This window comes from Nocardioides sp. YIM 152588 (assembly GCF_040191335.1).
Classification (GTDB): Bacteria; Actinomycetota; Actinomycetes; order Propionibacteriales; family Nocardioidaceae; genus Nocardioides.
This window is the reverse complement of the sequence record NZ_JBEGDJ010000107.1, coordinates 1-2,564: the sequence shown is the minus strand read 5'-3', so window position 1 is coordinate 2,564 and position 2,564 is coordinate 1. Positions and strand designations below refer to the sequence as shown.

General features: G+C 75.4%; 3 protein-coding genes and 1 pseudogene. 1 reads left to right on the top strand and 3 read right to left on the bottom strand.

Features of this window, described 5'->3' with window-relative positions; translation table 11 throughout:
- Together ABLM29_RS22200 and ABLM29_RS22195 are read right to left on the bottom strand one after the other, a co-directional pair.
- Positions 1-315, bottom strand: a pseudogene (locus ABLM29_RS22200) (AAA family ATPase); the annotation flags it as partial.
- Between the two features lie 12 nt (positions 316-327).
- Positions 328-996 carry a hypothetical protein gene (locus ABLM29_RS22195; protein WP_349716828.1) on the bottom strand — a complete coding sequence of 223 codons (669 nt, stop codon included), beginning with the start codon at positions 994-996 and terminating at the stop codon, positions 328-330.
- A gap of 130 nt (positions 997-1,126) precedes the next feature.
- On the opposite strand from ABLM29_RS22195, the gene ABLM29_RS22190 reads away from it, so the two are divergent.
- Positions 1,127-1,360 (top strand): helix-turn-helix domain-containing protein, encoded by a 234-nt coding sequence (locus ABLM29_RS22190; protein WP_349716826.1) that lies wholly within the window; start codon positions 1,127-1,129, stop codon positions 1,358-1,360.
- Between the two features lie 30 nt (positions 1,361-1,390).
- Here ABLM29_RS22190 and ABLM29_RS22185 read toward each other — a convergent pair.
- Positions 1,391-2,564 (bottom strand): S1C family serine protease (locus tag ABLM29_RS22185; protein ID WP_349716824.1); only part of this gene is annotated, 1,174 nt, incomplete at its 5' end.

The window sequence follows — 2,564 nt, the reverse complement described above, 5'->3', positions numbered from 1 at the left end:
GTCCGCCGTCGCCCCGCGGGCGACGACCGCCGCCAGGCCGATCCGCTCGGCGGCCGGGCGGCTGGCGTCGGGCTCGCCGGCGACGGCGACCAGGCGCACGCCGTACCGCGCCAGCTCGGCGACCACGCCGGCGTCGAGGCCGGTCAGGTCGGCGTCGGCGACCGCCACCTCTGCCTGTCCGGTGGACGCGGTGGCCAGCAGGTCCTCGACGTCGACGCAGCGCTTGAGCACCACCACGCCCGGGGCGGCGTTGAGCGCGCCCAGCGCGGCCGCCTCCCAGGCGGCCCCGGTGGAGACCAGCAGCGTGACGATCATCGGCTCATCGCCTCACCGGACGTAGTGGATCCGGAGCACGGGGTCGTCCATCCTCGCCAGCATCGACTCGAAGTTCTCCGCGAAGGCGGGCGGGACCGCGACCACGACCTGTCGGTAGCCCGACACCGCGAAGGCCGCGTCGAAGGCGGGCGCGTCGACGACGGTGACCGCGCCGAGCAGCTTGATGCCGTCGCTGCCGCGGCTCTGCGCCCGGTCGTCGACGTACACGTCGACGACCGACCCCGCGGCCACCGCGCCCGGCACCCGTCCGGCCTCGACCTCGAGCGGCACCTGGACCAGACCACCGGAGGGGTCGATGGCGACCGCCGATCGGGCCAGCAGCTCGCCCGCCCCGACCGAGCGGGTCAGGACGCTGCCCTCGGGCAGGGGCTGGTCCGCCGGGAAGTAGAGCGTCAGGTCGGTGTCCTCGACGAACCGCACGCGGCGGGCCACCAGGTCCGCCTCACCGAGCACGGCGCCCGCGCCGGCCGCGTCGTCCACCGCCCAGACCGCGACCGACTCGTCGGCCGAGGCGAGCAGGCGGGCGCCGGCGACGACGGAGACGGCCACCAGCAGCACCCCGACCCACAGGCGCGGGTCGCGCCACCCCGGCCGGCGCAGGCGGAGCGCCGGCACGGCCTGGGCGGCCGGACCTCCGGCGGCTCCGGGATTCCTCGACACGGCGCACATCATGGCGGCTGCCCGCCGCCGCGTCAGGCGTTCGTCCACAGGCGTCCGGCCGGAGTCGTTCATCCACAGCCGGGCCGCGCCTCTGGCGCGCCGCCCCCTCCATGGTGGAACGATGGGGGCCATGCCTGGGACCCCGCGCTTCCTGAACCTGGCCGACGTGGCCGAGGTCCTCAACACGTCCAGCGCGCAGGTCTACGCGCTGGTACGACGCGGCGAGCTGCCCGCGATCAAGATCGGCGGCCGCGGCCAGTGGCGGGTCGAGGCGACCAAGCTCGAGGAGTACATCGAGCGGATGTACGCCGAGGCCCGGCAGTACGTCGCCGACCACCCGTTCGTGGACGACCACGTCGAGTGAGCGGCGGCCGCCGCCCACCCGCGCGCGGGCTCAGCCGACCTCGCCGTCCAGCGTCACCTCGACGGTGAGCTCCTTGCCGTCACGGTCGACGGTGAACTCGATCTCCTCCCCCGGCTGGTGGGTCCGGATCGCCACGATCAGCCCGATGCCGTTGGTGACGAGCTGGCCGTCGACGGCGGTGATCTTGTCGTCCTTCTTCAGCCCCGCGGCCGCGGCCGGGCTCCCGGGCAGGACCGCCTGGAGCACCGCGCCGTCCTCCTCCGACGCGCCGCCGGTCTCGACGCGCGCCCCGATCACCGGGTACTGGGCCTCGCCGGTGCGCAGGATCTGGTCGGCCGTGACCTCGACCTGCTCGACCGGGATCGCGAACCCGACGCCGATGTTGCCGGCGTCGCCGGACGCGCCGCCGTTGGTGGCGATCGCGGAGTTCACGCCGATCACCTGACCGCGCAGGTTGACCAGCGGGCCGCCGGAGTTGCCCGGGTTGATCGCGGCGTCGGTCTGGACGGCGTTGATGTACGACGACTCGTCCGCGGTGTCCCCGGTGGTCACCGGCCGGTTGAGCGCGCTGACGATGCCGGCGGTGACCGTCGCGCTGAGCCCGAGCGGCGAGCCGATCGCGACGACCGGGTCGCCCACCCGCATGGCGCGCGACGCACCCAGCGACGCGGGCTTCAACCCGCTCTCCTCGCCCACGTCGAGGACCGCGAGGTCGTAGACGGGGCTGCGGCCGACCACGGTGGCGTCGTACCGGGTGCCGTCCTGGTCGACGACCTGGATCGGCCCGTCGTCGGCCGCGGCGTCCGCGACCACGTGGTTGTTGGTGACGATGTGGCCCTGCCGGTCGAGCACGAAGCCGGAGCCGGTCGCGCCGCCCTCGACGCCGTCGTACTCGGCGATGATCTGCACCGTGCTGGGCAGCACCGCGTCGGCGACGGAGGCGACCGAGCCGCCGTCCTCCAGGGGCGGCAGCGGCTCGAGGTCGACGTCGGCCAGGCCGCCGGAGTAGAGCCCCTGCGCGTCCGGGCCGTCCTCCAGCCAGGCGTCGTAGGCCGCGGCGCCGCCCAGCCCACCGGCCAGGCCGACGACGAGGGCGAGCGCGGCGACGCCGATCCACCGGCCGGCGCCCGAGCGCTGCTTGCGGTGGCTGTGCGGGTGCGGCGGCAGGGGCGGGTAGCCCGGCGCCGGGTACGGCGGCGCGGCC